This is a genomic window from Pseudomonadales bacterium (assembly GCA_024234215.1).
GTDB lineage: Bacteria > Pseudomonadota > Gammaproteobacteria > Pseudomonadales > UBA5862 > JACKOQ01.
The window spans coordinates 137,520-152,823 of the sequence record JACKOQ010000006.1 but is presented as its reverse complement, the minus strand read 5'-3'; the positions used below and the strand labels follow the sequence as shown (position 1 = coordinate 152,823).

16 protein-coding genes are annotated in these 15,304 nt (G+C 63.2%); 13 read left to right on the top strand and 3 right to left on the bottom strand.

All coding sequences use genetic code 11. The annotated features are described in order from the left end of the window. Positions 1–10: 10 nt before the first annotated feature. The 6 genes from H7A13_11390 to H7A13_11365 all read left to right on the top strand — a co-directional run bounded on the left by H7A13_11390 (position 11) and on the right by H7A13_11365 (position 5,323). Positions 11–1,192, top strand: coding sequence for a hypothetical protein (locus H7A13_11390; GenBank protein MCP5333940.1), 1,182 nt, complete (start codon positions 11–13; stop codon positions 1,190–1,192). Next, complete coding sequence (pyrF, locus tag H7A13_11385) at positions 1,189–1,896, top strand: orotidine-5'-phosphate decarboxylase (GenBank protein MCP5333939.1); 708 nt, start codon at positions 1,189–1,191, stop codon at positions 1,894–1,896. The genes H7A13_11390 and pyrF overlap by 4 nt, the downstream gene beginning before the upstream one ends. Before the next feature lie 230 nt (positions 1,897–2,126). Further along, positions 2,127–2,450 (top strand): 50S ribosomal protein L21, encoded by a 324-nt coding sequence (gene rplU, locus H7A13_11380; protein MCP5333938.1) that lies wholly within the window; start codon positions 2,127–2,129, stop codon positions 2,448–2,450. 39 nt (positions 2,451–2,489) lie between these two features. After that, a complete protein-coding gene (gene rpmA / locus H7A13_11375) occupies positions 2,490–2,747 on the top strand; it encodes a 50S ribosomal protein L27 (GenBank protein MCP5333937.1) in 258 nt (85 codons plus the stop codon). 223 nt (positions 2,748–2,970) lie between these two features. After that, positions 2,971–4,158, top strand: a complete 1,188-nt coding sequence (gene obgE, locus H7A13_11370; GenBank protein MCP5333936.1) for a GTPase ObgE — start codon at positions 2,971–2,973, stop codon at positions 4,156–4,158. Then, positions 4,148–5,323, top strand: coding sequence for a glutamate 5-kinase (locus tag H7A13_11365; protein MCP5333935.1), 1,176 nt, complete (start codon positions 4,148–4,150; stop codon positions 5,321–5,323). Before obgE ends, H7A13_11365 begins: the two co-directional genes overlap by 11 nt. A gap of 76 nt (positions 5,324–5,399) precedes the next feature. Here H7A13_11365 and rpsT read toward each other — a convergent pair whose 3' ends face one another. From rpsT to H7A13_11350, 3 genes are all read right to left on the bottom strand, one after another. Then, positions 5,400–5,675 (bottom strand): 30S ribosomal protein S20, encoded by a 276-nt coding sequence (rpsT, locus tag H7A13_11360; GenBank protein ID MCP5333934.1) that lies wholly within the window; start codon positions 5,673–5,675, stop codon positions 5,400–5,402. Between the two features lie 95 nt (positions 5,676–5,770). Further along, positions 5,771–6,016 (bottom strand): N-acetyltransferase, encoded by a 246-nt coding sequence (locus H7A13_11355; protein MCP5333933.1) that lies wholly within the window; start codon positions 6,014–6,016, stop codon positions 5,771–5,773. A 179-nt stretch (positions 6,017–6,195) separates the two neighbouring features. Then, a complete protein-coding gene (locus H7A13_11350) occupies positions 6,196–7,077 on the bottom strand; it encodes an SDR family NAD(P)-dependent oxidoreductase (GenBank protein ID MCP5333932.1) in 882 nt (293 codons plus the stop codon). A 241-nt stretch (positions 7,078–7,318) separates the two neighbouring features. On the opposite strand from H7A13_11350, the gene murJ reads away from it, so the two are divergent. The 7 genes from murJ to H7A13_11315 all read left to right on the top strand — a co-directional run bounded on the left by murJ (position 7,319) and on the right by H7A13_11315 (position 15,272). Beyond that, positions 7,319–8,911 carry a murein biosynthesis integral membrane protein MurJ gene (murJ, locus tag H7A13_11345; protein ID MCP5333931.1) on the top strand — a complete coding sequence of 531 codons (1,593 nt, stop codon included), beginning with the start codon at positions 7,319–7,321 and terminating at the stop codon, positions 8,909–8,911. Between the two features lie 70 nt (positions 8,912–8,981). Beyond that, positions 8,982–9,920, top strand: coding sequence for a bifunctional riboflavin kinase/FAD synthetase (gene ribF / locus H7A13_11340; protein ID MCP5333930.1), 939 nt, complete (start codon positions 8,982–8,984; stop codon positions 9,918–9,920). Between the two features lie 48 nt (positions 9,921–9,968). Further along, a complete protein-coding gene (ileS, locus tag H7A13_11335) occupies positions 9,969–12,803 on the top strand; it encodes an isoleucine--tRNA ligase (GenBank protein MCP5333929.1) in 2,835 nt (944 codons plus the stop codon). After that, the gene (gene lspA, locus H7A13_11330) at positions 12,796–13,323 is read left to right on the top strand and encodes a signal peptidase II (GenBank protein MCP5333928.1); all 528 of its coding nucleotides are present in this window, start codon (positions 12,796–12,798) and stop codon (positions 13,321–13,323) included. Before ileS ends, lspA begins: the two co-directional genes overlap by 8 nt. Next, the gene (locus H7A13_11325; GenBank protein ID MCP5333927.1) at positions 13,313–13,774 is read left to right on the top strand and encodes a peptidylprolyl isomerase; all 462 of its coding nucleotides are present in this window, start codon (positions 13,313–13,315) and stop codon (positions 13,772–13,774) included. The genes lspA and H7A13_11325 overlap by 11 nt, the downstream gene beginning before the upstream one ends. Then, positions 13,771–14,730 (top strand): 4-hydroxy-3-methylbut-2-enyl diphosphate reductase, encoded by a 960-nt coding sequence (gene ispH / locus H7A13_11320; protein MCP5333926.1) that lies wholly within the window; start codon positions 13,771–13,773, stop codon positions 14,728–14,730. Before H7A13_11325 ends, ispH begins: the two co-directional genes overlap by 4 nt. Continuing rightward, positions 14,727–15,272, top strand: coding sequence for a GspH/FimT family protein (locus tag H7A13_11315; GenBank protein MCP5333925.1), 546 nt, complete (start codon positions 14,727–14,729; stop codon positions 15,270–15,272). Before ispH ends, H7A13_11315 begins: the two co-directional genes overlap by 4 nt. Positions 15,273–15,304: the final 32 nt, after the last annotated feature.

Genomic DNA, 15,304 nt, shown 5'->3' with positions numbered 1-15,304 from the left:
GCTGACAGCGGTGCTGCTGGGCTGGCTGTTTGGACGCCGTTCGATGACATTGCGCTTGCGCACCGAGCCAGCAGCGAGCCAGGCGCGCTACCTGTCCGATCTGGACCGTTTGATCACTGTCGAAAAGAGTTCGTTTGTCAACGCGTTGTCCAAGATTCTCGACGAGGACCAAAGCGGTGTGGAGTTCTACCTCGTCATCGCGGCGCTGCTGCGTCGGCGTGGGGAGGTCGAGTATGCCATTGAGTGTCATCAGACCCTGCTGAACCGGTTTGCGGTCGATTCGCCTCTGCATGGCGAGCTGATTTTCGAGTTGGCGAAAGATTACATCCATGCCGGGCTTCATGACCGGGCCGAGTTGCTGTTGAATGATCTGGTTGAGCGCTATCCGGTCCTGCGCATTGCCGCGATGGAGGCGCTGCTGGAGCTTCATCAAGGCAGCCGTGAGTGGCATGAGGCGATCGCGGTCGGTGCACGGATGCGCACTCTGCTGCGTTCGCCCGCGCTGCTCCTTGATGCCAAAAATCAGCAGCGGCTTGTCGCCCTGCACTGCGCATTGGCCCATTATCACTGTGAGCTGGCCGAAGCGGGCTTGGCGACCGCCGACCATTCGGCTGTTCGCACAGCCCTGGCAGCGGCGCTCAAGCTCGATCGGAAGTCGGTGCGTGCAAGCTGGTTGCTGACCGCACTTGAACTCGAATTGAGCAACCAGGAGGCTGCATTGCGACATCTGCGGCGGGTGCGGCAGCAGGCGCCCGAGTGGCTGGCTGATACCGTCGTGCTGTTCCTCGATCGCATCCAGAGATTGGCGCCGGTCGCCATGGTCGAGCAGTGGATGCTGAACTGGCTGGATGAATACCCCTCGGTGGCCATGATCATGGTGACGACCGAGTTTCAGTTGCAGGTGCATGGGCCACGTCGAACCTATGATTTCCTGCTTCTGCAGTTGCACCGTTTCCCAAGTTTCAGGCCTCTGCTCGACCTGCTGGAGCGCCACTTTCAGCCGGAAGTGACGGATTTGGCCATGCTGTTCAGGAGTCTCAAGCAGTTGTCCGATCAGTTCATGGAGGAAAAATCGAAATATCTGTGCAGCCATTGCGGTTTCAAAGGCACAAAGGTGCATTGGCAATGCCCAAGCTGTCGGGAATGGAACAGCATCAAACCGATTTTTGGTCGTAACCTGGAGTACCGATGAGTTCACCGTCAGGTCCGAGAACCATTCTGGCCCTCGATTACCATGACCCGCAGGCCGCCCTGCGGCTGGTCGAGATGCTCGATCCGCAGCTCTGCCGGTTGAAGGTGGGAAAAGAGCTGTTTACCCGCAGTGGCCCTGAATTTGTCGGCAAACTGATTGAGCGGGGCTATGAGGTCTTTCTCGATCTCAAATTCCATGACATCCCGCAGACCGTCGCACGGGCGGTGCAAGCCGCGGCGGAATTGGGGGTCTGGATGGTCAACGTCCATGCCAGTGGCGGTCGTCACATGATGGAGAGTGCGGCCAATGCCCTGGCCAGATACCCCAAAGCGCCGCTGCTGATTGCCGTCACTGCGCTCACCAGCCTGGATCAGTACGATCTGAAAGAGATTGGTGTGGCTCGCACGCCGACCGACTGGGCAGTGATGCTGGCCAAACTGGCCGAGGATTCCGGTCTGCAGGGCGTGGTCTGCTCGGCACAGGATCTGGCCATGCTCGAACCTGAAGTTGATGCCGCGTTTTTGCGGGTGACGCCAGGAATCAGACTGCCGGGAGATGAGCAGCATGACCAGAAACGGGTGCTCGACCCTGCGACAGCCATTCGCGCCGGCAGTCACTATCTGGTGGTGGGCAGATCGGTGACCGCGGCAGCCGATCCAGTGGCAAAGCTGCATGTGATCAATGCACAAATCAGCGCTGCGTAAGTGCTTGCTGATTCTGTGGGCAATTTGACTCAAGCGTTCAGGTGCGCAACTCAGGCCTTCGATGCCGGCAACGGGCGAGTTCAGCCATGTTTGCCATCATTCATCTGAAGAGATCATGTTGAGTCGTTGGTCCTTTATGCGTAAAATAGCTGCCCTTGACAGCAAGGCTCGGCAAATTTCTGCTCGTCCTCTGTTGTGGTCGAAAGAATAAGCGGGGAGTGGCGAAGAACATGTACGTGGTATTCGAAAGTGGCGGCAAGCAGCATCGGGCCAAGCTGGGAGACCGGATCAGGCTCGAGAAGATCGAGCAGGCGCCCGGTGAGTCGGTCGAATTCGATCGGGTGTTGCTGGTGGGTGAGGGCAGTGATGTCAAGGTTGGCGCGCCTTACCTGACGGACAGCAACATCACTGCCGAAGTCATCGGCCATGGGCGGCTGAAAAAGATCAAGATCATCAAGTTCCGTCGCCGCAAGCACCACATGAAGCAGGCTGGACATCGGCAGTGGTACACCGAGGTCAAGATCATGGCGATCGGTGCGGTCGTCAAGGCCTGATCGAACCCGTTACAACCCATCATTCAGAGGTAGCGAGTCATGGCACACAAGAAGGCGGGCGGCAGTACCCGCAATGGACGCGATTCGGAATCCAAACGCCTGGGCGTCAAGCTCTATGGCGGGCAACTGGCCAAGGCGGGCAGCATCATCGTCCGTCAGCGCGGTACGGCATTTCACCCAGGCGCGAATGTCGGCTGTGGCACCGACCACACCTTGTTCGCCAAGGCCGAGGGTCGAGTCCAGTTTGAAGTGAAAGGACCCAAGCAGCGCCGTTACGTCAACATCGTTCCAGTCTGACACCTGTCAGTCAAAAGGCTCCGGTCCCAGTGATCCGGGGCCTTTTTGTTGATGGATGAAATGCCCGCCCCCTGTCGTCGGCCATCTGGTGTACCCATCCGTGGGCCGCTGAATTTTTTTCTGCACCTCCGTCAGGACGCTTGCTCACCGCATGCTTGCGGTATAGTTCGGGCTTTGCATACCGTAATGCTGACCATCGCATCCCTGTGCAGGAGTTGCCACCGTGAAATTCGTCGATGAAGCCACGATCTGGGTCGAGGCGGGAAACGGCGGCAATGGCTGTCTCAGTTTTCGCCGCGAGAAATACATCGAGCGTGGGGGGCCGGACGGTGGCGATGGCGGCGCGGGTGGCAGCATCTATCTCGAGGCCGATGCCAACTGCAATACGCTGGTCGATTTTCGCTATCAGCCGCGCTATCGGGCTGGGCATGGCGAGAATGGGCGTGGCGCCAACTGCACCGGGCACAATGGTGCCGATCTGATTCTGAAGGTACCGGTGGGAACCACCGTGATCGATGTCGACAGCGAACAGCCGATCGGTGATCTGGTGCAGGCTGGCGATCGGCTGCTGGTGGCCGCGGGTGGGCACCGTGGCCTTGGCAACACCCGTTTCAAATCGAGTGTCAACCGCGCACCGCGCAAGACCACCAGTGGCGGAGCCGGTGAGCGACGGCAGCTGCGTCTCGAACTGAAACTGATGGCCGATGTCGGTCTGCTCGGCCTGCCCAATGCTGGAAAATCGACCTTCATTCGCGCGGTCTCGGCGGCGCGTCCCAAGGTGGCCGATTATCCCTTCACCACTCTGATTCCCAACCTCGGGGTGGTCAGCATCGAGCCGCATCGCAGTTTCGTGGTGGCTGACGTCCCTGGCTTGATCGAAGGGGCTTCGCAAGACGCTGGTCTGGGATTCCGCTTTCTGCGACACCTGACCCGCACCCGCCTGCTGTTGCATCTGGTCGATGTGGCGCCACTGGATCACTCCGACCCGGTTGATGCCGCGCGGGTGATCATCGATGAGCTGGAGCAATTCAGTCCGACCCTGGCGGCACGGCCACGCTGGCTGGTGCTCAACAAGATCGATCTGCTGCCGATCGAAGAGGTTGAGCAACTGGTGCAGCGCATGCGCGCCGAGCTGCCATGGGAGGGGCCGCTCCATCTGATCTCCGCGCTGGCCCACCAGGGCACCGAATTGCTGTGCCAGCAGTTGCAGGAGTACCTTGATCAGGTGAATCAGGAGGAGGCGGAAGACTCCGAAGCCCGGCAACGCGAACTCGAAACCCTCCGACGCATGGAAGAGGAGGCACGCAAGCGGGTTCGTGACTGGCGAGCCAGCCAGCAGTTGCTGCCTGACGATGAAGATGAAGATGAAGATGAGGATGACGAGGAGGCTGAGGTTTTCTATGTCAGATAGTCGCGACTCGAAGCGCGGTGCGGTGTCTGTCGGCGAATTTGTTGCTGCGCGGGCGACACTGCGTTCGACGCGCCGCTGGGTCATCAAGATTGGCAGCGCGCTGCTGACGGCCAATGGCCGGGGGCTCGACACCGAAGCGATGTCGGCCTGGGTGGCGCAGGTTGTCGAACTGCGTCGTCGAGGCGTCGAAGTGGTGCTGGTCTCTTCCGGCGCGGTGGCCGAGGGGATGTTGCGGCTGGGTCTCAAGCAGCGCCCGCAACTGATCCATGAGCTGCAGGCGGCTGCCGCGGTGGGCCAGATGGGACTGGTTCAGGCCTACGAGACCTACTTTCACCGGTTTGGGCTGCATACGGCGCAGATTCTGCTCACCCACGATGACCTCTCCGATCGCAAGCGCTACCTCAATGCCCGGGCCACCCTGAAAGAGCTGCTGCGCCTTGGCGTCATTCCGGTGGTGAATGAGAACGACACCGTGGTCACCGATGAGATTCGCTTTGGCGACAATGACACCCTCGGTGCGCTGGTGACCAATCTGGTCGGTGCTGAGATGCTGCTGATCCTGACCGATCAGGATGCGCTCTATCAGGCCGATCCCCGACGCCAACCCGATGCCGAGGTGATTCATGGCGCGCTGGCGACCGACCCCCATCTGCTGGAGATTGCCGGCGGCAGCGGCACGGCGCTGGGGCGAGGTGGCATGGTGACCAAGGTGCAGGCGGCGCGGCTGGCCGCCCGTTCCGGTGCCATGACCCTGATCGCCGGTGGGAGGCTGCCACATGTCATTCTACGACTTCACGAGGGCGAGCCGTTGGGCACTCTGTTGCTGCCGGAGCAGGATCCGCTGGCTGCGCGCAAGCAGTGGCTTGCGGCCCACTTGCAGACCCGCGGTGACATCACCATCGATGCCGGGGCAGTGCGCATGCTGCGAGAGTGCGGCAAGAGCCTGCTGCCGGTCGGCGTGAAGGCGATCTCCGGGACTTTCTCTCGCGGCGAGATGGTGGTTTGCAGTGATGAGGCCGGCAGGTCAGTCGCGCGCGGTCTGGTCAACTATGGCCATGAAGAGGCGGTCAAGCTGATCGGGCAGCCCAGTGGACGCATTGCTGAACTCATCGGCTACATGGGCGAGCCCGAACTGATTCATCGGGACAATCTGGTGTTGCTGTAGAGAGGCGTTTTCTGCGGGCAATAAAAAACCGGCCTTGGCCGGTTTTTTATTGCATGGCTCGGCGGTGCTTACGCCGTCACTTTGCGGCCAGTGCGAGGGCCTTGATCTTGGCGCTCAGGCGGCTTTTATGGCGTGCGGCCTTGTTCTTGTGGATGATGCCTTTGTTGACCATGCTGTCGATGATCGGAACAGCGCGCTGAAATGCCTGTTGTGCCTTCTCGACATCACCCGCTTCGATCTGGTTTGCCGCTGTCTTGATGTAGGTGCGGACTTTTGAGCGAAGGCTGACGTTGTTTTGACGGTTTTTTTCCGCTTGACGGGTACGTTTCTTGGCGGAAGCAATGTTAGGCACGAATGGCTCCTCTGAGCATTGAGGTAAAACAGGCGCGCATTATCCAGATCGAGCCTGGCGCTGTCAATTGGACCGGCGGTTGAGGCCAAGCACGGTCAGCGCAGGAATTTCCGCACATAGGAGCAGCTCGCCTCGATTTTGAGCTGCTGCGTCCGCGCCCAGGCCAGGCCGGTGCGCACCAGTTTTTCGGCAATGCCACGACCGCGTATCTGTGGTGGCACGAAGGTGTGGTGGAAATTGACCACACCCTGTCGGGGCAGCAGATGGTATTCGAGCAGGGCTTCGAACTCGCCCACCTGAACGACGAAGCGTTCGTGTTCGGCTTGATGGATGACCTCCATATCGGTGCCTCCTGGGTTGTGGTCAGGACACCATGCGTAACAGACTGCACGGGATATCGACTCTAAGCGCGGTGCGGGGCTTTGTCGATAGGCACGAAAAAAACCCGGCCGCGTAAGCGGGCCGGGTTTTGCGTCTGGTTGCCGGATCGGGGTGCGCAAACGCGCCCGACGGCGGCGGATCACTTCTTCGGTGGCTGGCTGACCAGTTTTTCGGTGCGGGTGCCGACCTTGGAGAGATCGCTGATCCGCTCCCAGTTGGCAGCCACGTCTTCGACCGTCGGATGGTCGCCGAGGCTCACCTTGTCGTTCTGCAGAATCGCCGCAACGCCAAATGAGCCGCCCTGCGCCTGAATGATGACGCCGTTGGGGGCTTGGTCAGAGACCATGAAGAGTGCGCCCGGGGTGACCAGTTCGGGGGCCAGCCCTTGCGCCACTTCGCCGGGCAGCAGGTTTTCGGTCATGCGGGTGAGTGCGGCCGGTGCCAGCGAGTTGGTGTAGACGTTGTGCTTGGCTCCTTCGAGGCGCAGGGTGTTCATGAAGCCGACCATGCCCAGTTTGGCGGCGCTGTAGTTGGTCTGGCCGAAGTTGCCGAACAGTCCGGAGCCGGAGGTGGTCATCAGGATGCGGCCATACTTCTGCTCCTTCATGATCTCCCAGCAGTACTTGGTGACATAGACGGCACCCAGCAGGTGAACGTTGATGACGGCCTCGAAATCGTCGAAGGTCATGTTCGAGAAGCTTTTGTCGCGCAGGATGCCGGCATTGTTGATCAGGATGTGCACGGTGCCGAAGTGTTTGACGGCATCATCGACCATGCTCTTGGCGCCGGCCTTGTCGGAGACCGAACCGCCATTGGCGATGGCGGTGCCGCCAAAGGCGCGGATCTCGGCAACGACCGCCTCGGCCGCCTTGCTGGAGCCACCGCTGCCATCCACGGCGCCGCCCAGATCGTTTACCACCACCTTGGCGCCACGGCGCGCCAGTTCCAGTGCATGTTGCCGGCCCAGGCCGTTGCCGGCGCCGGTGACGATGGCGACTTTGCCTTCAAAGCTGATAGTCATGGTCGAGTCTCTCCTGTGTTACGATTGAATCTTTTTATTGGCTTGTTTCGCCTCGTTGCGAGGTCGCTGCTGGCAGTCGGCAGTGGCCGGACCATGCTCCAGCGCGTGGTGGTCGTGGGCCAGTGTTGCATTGCGTGTCGTTCCATGCAGGAACGGCGGACAACGGCGGTTGTGCTCTGCGCTTGAGGACGATCGAAGTCGCGCACCATTCTAGGCAACTTGCTTCTCAATTGGAACAAAGATGGATCAGGCCGAGCGGCGCAGCACAGCCCTGCTGAAATCGAGCGCGGTGGTGGCGCTGATGACCCTGCTGTCGCGCATTCTGGGCATGGTGCGCGACATCGTCGTGGCGCGGATGGTGGGCTCCAGCGCCGGGGCCGATGCCTTTTTCGTGGCCTTCAAGATCCCCAATTTTCTGCGTCGGCTCTTTGCCGAGGGTGCCTTTGCCCAGGCCTTCGTGCCGGTTCTGAGCGAGTACCGCACCCAGCGCTCGCTGGAGCAGACGCGAGAACTGATCGACAAGACCGCCGGCATGCTGACGCTGGCGCTGATGCTGGTGACGCTGCTGGCGGTGGTGGGTGCGCCGCTGCTGACCCTGCTTTTTGCACCGGGTTTTCAGCAGGATGGCGCCAAGATGGCGCTCACCACCGAGATGCTGCGCATCACCTTTCCCTATCTGTTCTTCATTTCATTGACGGCGTTCTGTGGCAGTGTGCTGAACAGTTTCGGCCGTTTTGCCGTGCCGGCGGTCACGCCGATCTTTCTGAACCTGACCATGATCGCGGCGGCACTCTGGCTGGCGCCGCGGCTCGATGTGCCGGTCCACGCATTGGCCTGGGGGGTGCTGGCGGCTGGCTTGGTGCAGCTGCTGTTCCAGTTTCCGTTTCTGCTCCGGCTGGGGCTGCTGCCGCGGCCGCGGCTCGACTGGCGCCATGCGGGGGTGCGGCGGATCGGCCGGTTGATGACGCCTGCGATCTTCGGGGTCTCGGTGAGTCAGATCAATCTGCTGCTCGACACCATCCTCGCCTCGTTTCTGGAGACGGGCAGCGTCTCCTGGCTCTACTACTCCGACCGCCTGGTGGAGCTGCCGCTGGGGGTGATCGGCATCGCCATCGCGACCGTGATCCTGCCGGTGCTGTCACGCCGCGCGGCACGGCAGGAGATCGAGGCCTTCTCCGCCACGCTCGACTGGGGATTGCGCGGCGTACTTTTGATCGGTCTGCCGGCGACCGTGGCGCTGGTGCTGCTGGCCGAGCCGCTGATCTTCACCTTTTTCCAGTATGGCGAAATGGGATTGCGCGATGTCGAAAAGAGCGCGTTCAGCCTGAAGTTCTATGCGTTGGGTCTCATTGCCTTCATGTCGATCAAGGTGGTGGCGACCGGCTACTTTGCCCGGCAGGACACCCGCACACCGGTACGCATCGGCATCATCGCGATGGTGGCCAACATGCTGCTCAACCTGCTGCTGATCTGGCCGTTGCAGCATGCCGGGCTCGCGCTCGCGACCGCCCTGAGCGGCTGGCTCAACGCCGGACTGCTGCTGCGGGGCCTGCTGACCGGACGGATCTATCGGCTGGCGACGGGCTGGCTGCCCTTCGTGTTGCGCATCGCGCTGGCCAATCTGTTGATGGGTGCGCTGCTGTGGTGGCTGTCGCCCGAAGCTTCGGTGTGGGCCGCCTGGGGCGTCTGGCAGCGGGTCGAGCGGGTGACGCTGCTGTGCATCGGTGGATTCACCGGCTATCTGCTGGCATTGCTGCTGCTGGGCGAACCGCTGATCAGGTCGACACTGTCGGCACTCCTGAGGCGTGCGGTGGCCGCACGGGGCGGGCCGTGATGTTGCGCTATAATCGGCCACTTTTGATGGTCGATCACGACAGGCCAGCGGCCAGGGTTCGAGAGGCGTCATGGAGCTGATTCGCGGAATGCACAACCTGAGGCCACGGCATCGCGGCTGCGTGGCCACCATCGGCAATTTCGATGGTGTGCACTGCGGCCATCAGCAGATCCTGCACGCTCTGCGACTGCGCGCGGCCGAGTTGGACTTGCCGTCGATGGTGATCACCTTTGAGCCGCAACCACAGGAGTTCTTTGCCGGGAATCAGGCGCCGCCGCGACTGACCCCCTTTGCCCACAAGATGGCACTGCTGCGACAGCAGGGGATCGATCGGGTGCTCTGCCTGCGCTTCAACCGTCACCTCAGCGGCATGGCGGTGGATGAGTTCATCGACCGGCTGCTGGTCGATGGCGTTGGCGTGCGCCATCTGATCGTCGGCGATGATTTCCGCTTTGGCCATCAGCGCCAGGGCGACTACCACGCACTCTGTGTCGCGGGGGAACGCTTTGGTTTCACCGTTGCCAACACCGACACCGTGGTGGCGCTGCAGCAGCGCATCAGCAGCAGCCGCATCCGCGAACGGCTGGGCGAGGCCGATCTGGATGAGGCCGAGCTCCTGCTGGGGCGACCCTATGCGTTCTGTGGTCGGGTCATCGAAGGGCAGAAGCTGGCACGACAGCTCGGTTTTCCCACCGCCAACCTCTCCTTGCGGGGGCGCCGTCCCGCCCTCAACGGCGTCTTCGCCGTCGAGGTGGAGTTGGAGGGTGTGCAGCATCCCGGGGTCGCCAACGTCGGCATGCGGCCGACGGTGGGTGGTTTGCAACCGCTGCTCGAGGTCCATCTACTCGATTACGACGGCCGGCTCTATGGCCGCAGACTGACGGTGACCTTTCGCAAGCATCTGCGGGCGGAGCGCAAGTTTGCCGACCTTGCCGCGCTGACGGCGGCGATTGCCGCCGATGTGGCCGCGGCCCGCCACCACTTCGACACCGCCATGCTGCGCCCATGAGATCGCAGACGGCCGTCCACTGTTGTTTCAGGAGTATCGATTCGGTTCATGAGTAGCTACAAAGAGACCCTCAACCTGCCGAAGACCAGCTTTCCGATGAAGGCGAACCTGGCGCAGCGTGAACCGCAACTGCTCAAGCAGTGGCAGACGCAGCAGCTCTATCGGCAGATCCGCCAGGCCAGCGCCGGCCGTCCACGCTACCTGCTGCACGATGGCCCGCCCTATGCCAATGGCGAGATTCACCTTGGTCACGCGGTCAACAAGGTGCTGAAGGACATCATCGTCAAGGCCAAGGGGTTGAGCGGATTCGATGCGCCCTATGTGCCGGGGTGGGACTGCCACGGGCTGCCGATCGAGCTCAATGTCGAAAAAAAGGTCGGCAAGGCCGGACACAAGGTGTCGGCGCGGGCATTTCGGGCTGCCTGCCGTGACTATGCCAGCAAGCAGATCGACCGGCAGCGACAGGATTTCATCCGCCTCGGCGTGCTGGGTGACTGGGACGATCCCTACCTGACGATGGCACCCCGGTTCGAGGCTGACATCATCCGCACGCTGGGGCGCATCATCGACCGTGGCCACCTGCTGCGCGGCTTCAAGCCGGTGCACTGGTGCATCGACTGCGGTTCGGCGCTGGCCGAGGCCGAGGTGGAGTATCAGGAGCAGCGCTCGCCGGCGATCGATGTCCGCTTCGTCGTGGCCGAAGAGGAGCGCTTTCTGGGTGCGTTCCGGGAACTGACCGAGGAGCCCGGGCGCGGCCCGGTCTCGGTGGTGATCTGGACCACGACACCCTGGACGCTGCCGGCCAACCAGGCGGTCGCACTCAATCCACGGCTCGACTATCTGCTGGTGACTGCATCGGGGCCGCAGGGTCCGGAGCGCTGGGTGCTGGCCGAGCCGCTGGTGGCCGCGGTGATGGCCCGCGCCGGCATCGAGCACTACCGCATCATCGGTCGCACGCTGGGCAGCGACCTCGAAGGGCAGTGGCTGCTGCATCCGTTCCTGGCGCGCCAGGTGCCGGTGATCCTGGGTGAACATGTCACGGCCGAAGCCGGGACCGGTGCGGTGCACACCGCCCCGGGACACGGTCTGGAGGATTATCAGGTCGGCCTGAAGTATGGGCTCGAAGTGCTGAATCCGGTCGATGACCGCGGTTGTTTCAAGGCGGACACCGAGTTTCTGGCCGGCCTCAATGTCTTTGCCGCCAACGAACAGGTGATCACGCTGCTGAGCGAGCGCGGCCGGCTGCTGGCCAACCGGCCGCTGAACCACAGCTATCCGCACTGCTGGCGGCACAAGACGCCGGTGATCTTTCGCGCCACCCCGCAGTGGTTCATCGCCATGCAGCAGCAGGGGCTGCTCGATGCCGCCGAGGCTGCGCTCGAAGGGGTGCTGTTCGAACCGGCCTGGGGCCGCGCGCGGATGAGCGCGATGTTGAACGGCCGGCCCGACTGGTGTGTCTCCCGCCAGCGCGCCTGGGGGGTGCCGATTCCGCTCTTCATCCATCGCACCACCGGTGAGCTCCATCCACGCACCGCCGAGCTGATCGAGCAGGTGGCGCTGATCGTCGAGCGTGAAGGCATCGATGGCTGGTTCGAGCTCGAACCGCGCACCCTGTTGGGCGACGAGGCCGACGACTACGGCAAGATCAGCGACACCCTCGATGTCTGGTTCGATTCCGGGGTCTCCTGGGCGGCGGTGCTGGAGCGGCGTGCCGAGCTGGGGTTGCCGGCCGACCTCTATCTCGAAGGCTCCGACCAGCACCGTGGCTGGTTCCAGTCCTCGCTGCTGGCGGCAGTGGCCGCGACTGGCGCGCCGCCCTATCGCGGGCTGCTGACCCACGGCTTCACCGTCGATGCCAGTGGCCGCAAGATGTCCAAGTCGCTGGGCAATGTGGTGGCGCCGCAGCAGGTGATCCAGACGCTGGGTGCCGATGTGCTGCGGCTGTGGGTCGCCGCCACCGACTACCGGGGCGAGATGACGGTCTCGGATGAGATCCTCAACCGCACCGCCGACTCCTACCGCCGCATTCGCAACACCGCCCGCTACCTGCTGGCCAACCTCGATGGCTTCGACCCGGCGCAGCATCGGGTGCCGGTGGCCGAGATGGTGGCGATCGACCGCTGGGTGGTGCGGCGCGCGCTGGCATTGCAGGAGGAGCTGATCGCTGCCTACGACAGCTTTCAGTTCCATCTGATCTACCAGAAATTGCACAACTTCTGCGTCACCGACCTGGGTGGCTTCTACCTCGACATCATCAAGGACCGCAAATACACCACGCCGGCCGACTCGCTGCCGCAACGCTCGACCCAGAGCGCCCACTACCATGTGATCGAAGCGATGGTGCGCTGGCTGGCGCCGATCCTCAGCTTCACCGCCGAGGAGATCTGGCAACATCTGCCGGGCAGCCGGTCACCCTCGGTGTTTCTGGAGCAGTGGTACCGGCTGCCGGAGCTGGAGCGGCTGCAGGATCCATTCAGCTTCGATGACTGGCAGCGCATCATGCGGGTCAAGGAGGCGGTCAACCGCGAACTGGAGCGTGCCCGCAGCGAGGGTCGCATCGGCGGCAGTCTGGAGGCCGAGCTGCGGCTGCATCTGGCCGAGCCGCTGCGCGTGCATCTGGCCCGCCTGGGCGACGAACTGCGTTTCGTGCTGATCACCTCGGCCGTCGAACTGCTGCCGCTGTCGAGCGATGCCGCGCCGGTGCCGGCGGTCGAGAGCGAGCTGCCCGGACTCTGGATCGAGGTGGCGCGCTCGCCGCACACCAAGTGCGTGCGCTGCTGGCACCATCGGCCCGAGGTGGGAACCATCGCGGCCCATCCCGAGTTGTGCGGCCGCTGCGTCGACAATGTCGAGGGTCCGGGTGAGGCACGGCACCATGCCTGAGGCGCGCATCCAGCCGGCTTACCTGCTGCGGATGCTCTGCTGGCTGCCGCTGGCGCTGCTGGTCGTTGCCATCGATCAGTGGAGCAAAGCGTGGATCGTCGCCAATTTCGCGCTCTATCAACCGCGGCCGATCCTGTCTTTCTTCTCGCTGATACATGCCCGCAATGAAGGGGCCGCCTTCAGCTTTCTGCATGACGCCGGCGGCTGGCAGCAGGGGTTCTTCATCGCCGTGGGCGGTGTGATCAGTGGCGCGATTCTGCTCTGGCTGCTGCGTCTGCCACGTTCGGCCCACTGGCAGCGCATCGCGCTGCTGCTGATTCTGGGCGGCGCGCTGGGGAACCTGTGGGACCGGCTGACGCTGGGCTACGTCATCGATTTTTTGCTTTTCCATTATGAAGCGCACGCATTTCCGGTGTTCAATGTGGCCGACAGTGCCATCACCGCAGGGGCCACCATGCTGATTCTTGAAACTCTGTTCTGCGCCACCCCTTCGTCGCGAGCGGCCAACCATGGGCAGTGAGGCCATCGGCGCCGGCAGCCGGGTCAGGCTCTGCTTTTCGCTGGCGACGGCAGAGGGCGAGCTGATCGACTCCAACTTTGGTGGTCCCGGTGCCGAGCTGGTGCAGGGAGACGGCGCGCTCCCTGGTTATTTCGAAACCTGTCTGCTGGGACTGGTGGCCGGTGATCGGCGCAGCTTTCAGGTGGCGCCCGAGCAGGGCTTTGGCGTGGTCAATCCAGCCAATCGGCAATGGTTCAACCGTGACCGTTTCAGCGCCGATCTGACGCTGGAACAGGGCGTGGTGATCTCGTTCGCCGACCCTGGCGGCGGTGAACTGCCCGGAGTGGTGCTGGCGGTCGAGGCCGATCGGGTCTGCATCGATTTCAACCACCCGCTGGCCGGCATGACACTGCTGTTCGAGGTGGAGATCCTGTCGGTCGACAATGGTCAGGCAGAGGAGGGGCGGCAGTGAAAGTGCTGCTGGCCAACCCGCGCGGCTTCTGTGCCGGTGTCGACCGGGCGATCGAGATCGTCAACCGGGCGCTCGATCTGTTCGGCACGCCGATCTATGTTCGCCATGAGGTGGTGCACAACCGTCATGTCGTCGACACTCTGCGCGAACGTGGGGCAATCTTCGTCGAAGAGGTCGAGGAGATTCCTGAAGGCGCCACCGCCATCTTCAGCGCCCATGGCGTGTCGCGGGCGGTGCGACAGGCGGCCGAAGCGCGCCGGCTGCGGCTGTTCGATGCCACCTGTCCACTGGTGACCAAGGTGCACATGGAGGTGGCCCGTCTGAGCCAGCGCGGCATCGACTGTGTGCTGATCGGTCATGCCGGCCACCCCGAGGTGGAGGGCACCATGGGGCAGTATGATCTGACCTTGGGCGGCGCCATTCATCTGGTCGAATCTTTGGCGGATGTCGAACGGCTGCAGGTGCGCGATCCGGCACGGCTTGCCTATGCGACCCAGACCACGCTGTCGCTCGATGACACCGCCCGCATCGTCGCTGCGCTGCGGGCGCGTTATCCGCTGATTGGCGGACCGCGCAAGGAGGACATCTGCTACGCCACCCAGAACCGGCAGGATGCGGTGCGGGCACTGGCGCAGGAGGTCGACCTGCTGCTGGTGATCGGTTCGCCCAACAGCTCCAACTCCAACCGTTTGCAGGAGTTGGCGCAACGCATGGGGGTGGCCGCCTACCTGATCGAGAACGCCGGCGCGCTGCAACCGGACTGGTTGCGGGGGTGCCGCAAGGTCGGGGTCACCGCCGGCGCCTCGGCGCCCGACGTGCTGGTGCGACAACTGATCGACCGGCTGCTGGCGCTGGGGGCCGACAGTGTCGAAGAGCGTGCCGGGCGCAGCGAGGAGGTGGTCTTTTCACTGCCGCGCGAGCTGAAGTGGCAGGAAGCGCAGGGGACTCCGCCATGACTCCCCGGCAGCGTATCGCGACTGCCGGCGGCTTCACGCTGATCGAACTGCTGCTGGTGGTGGGGCTGCTGCTGACGCTGCTGGTGATGGGCGTGCCGAGCTGGCGGGGCAGCGTCGAGCGCAGCGAGGTGGGCAAGATTCAGCAGGATTTGCAGCGCGACCTGGCGCTGGCCCGCAGCGAGGCGGTGCGCCGCGGCAATTCGGTGACGCTGCGTTGCGCCAACTGCAGTGCCGGTCCGCCGGTGGTGGGCTGGGAGAGCGGCTGGACACTGTTCAGTGATCCGAACGAGAATCAACTGCTCGATGCCGGCGAAGAGCTGATTCGTCAGCATGAAGCGATGCCGGAGGCGACGGTGCGGCTGTCGGCCAATCCCTCCAACCGCCTCAGCTATCAGGCCAGCGGCACCATGGCCGGAATCGGTGGCACCTTCACGGTCTGCCCGCGCCGCGCCGATGTCCTGCAGGCGCGCGGACTGATCTACAACAGTGGTGGACGCGTCCGGGTCCACGGGCCGAACGACACCGCACTGAGCTGCCCCTGACCGCGCTGTTGCCGCGCAACATTGACTCCGCA

Bases quoted from the DNA above. Each gene is read 5' to 3' on its own strand.
- lspA (MCP5333928.1), top strand. From the start codon at position 12,796: ATGCCTGAGGCGCGCATCCAGCCGGCTTACCTGCTGCGGATGCTCTGC.
- ileS (MCP5333929.1), top strand. From the start codon at position 9,969: ATGAGTAGCTACAAAGAGACCCTCAACCTGCCGAAGACCAGCTTTCCG.
- H7A13_11365 (MCP5333935.1), top strand. From the start codon at position 4,148: ATGTCAGATAGTCGCGACTCGAAGCGCGGTGCGGTGTCTGTCGGCGAA.
- pyrF (MCP5333939.1), top strand. From the start codon at position 1,189: ATGAGTTCACCGTCAGGTCCGAGAACCATTCTGGCCCTCGATTACCAT.
- H7A13_11355 (MCP5333933.1), bottom strand. From the start codon at position 6,016: ATGGAGGTCATCCATCAAGCCGAACACGAACGCTTCGTCGTTCAGGTG.
- rpmA (MCP5333937.1), top strand. From the start codon at position 2,490: ATGGCACACAAGAAGGCGGGCGGCAGTACCCGCAATGGACGCGATTCG.
- H7A13_11315 (MCP5333925.1), top strand. From the start codon at position 14,727: ATGACTCCCCGGCAGCGTATCGCGACTGCCGGCGGCTTCACGCTGATC.
- rplU (MCP5333938.1), top strand. From the start codon at position 2,127: ATGTACGTGGTATTCGAAAGTGGCGGCAAGCAGCATCGGGCCAAGCTG.
- H7A13_11325 (MCP5333927.1), top strand. From the start codon at position 13,313: ATGGGCAGTGAGGCCATCGGCGCCGGCAGCCGGGTCAGGCTCTGCTTT.
- ribF (MCP5333930.1), top strand. From the start codon at position 8,982: ATGGAGCTGATTCGCGGAATGCACAACCTGAGGCCACGGCATCGCGGC.
- murJ (MCP5333931.1), top strand. From the start codon at position 7,319: ATGGATCAGGCCGAGCGGCGCAGCACAGCCCTGCTGAAATCGAGCGCG.
- H7A13_11350 (MCP5333932.1), bottom strand. From the start codon at position 7,077: ATGACTATCAGCTTTGAAGGCAAAGTCGCCATCGTCACCGGCGCCGGC.